Raw genomic sequence first — 318 nt, forward strand, 5'->3', positions numbered from 1 at the left:
CTGGCGAGGCTGCACGCTGGCCGCGCGTTTCGGTGTGGCACGGCAGCGCGGATTCGACCGTCACCGCGGCGAATATGGACCGGCTGACCGGCCAGTGGCGCACCGTCCACGGACTTCCTGCCACCCCGAGCCGGGTCGAGACGGGTCCGCGCTGGGAACGCCGCGTGTGGGCGGACGCCGCGGGGCGCGATGCGGTCGAGCAATGGGCGATTGCCGGCATGGGCCACGGCGTGCCCGTCGATCCCGCCGCGCTAGGACATGCGGGGCCGTACATGCTGGATGTCGGCATCTCCAGCACACTGGCGATCGCGCGATCGT

The 318-nt window shown here is 72.0% G+C and carries 1 protein-coding gene; it reads left to right on the forward strand.

Translation table 11 applies throughout. The features are described 5' to 3' along the window. Window positions 1–318 (forward strand): hypothetical protein (locus AC0IYH_RS30465; RefSeq protein WP_471837882.1); only part of this gene is annotated, 318 nt, incomplete at both ends.

The organism is Pseudomonas sp. AC463 (assembly GCF_979253585.1).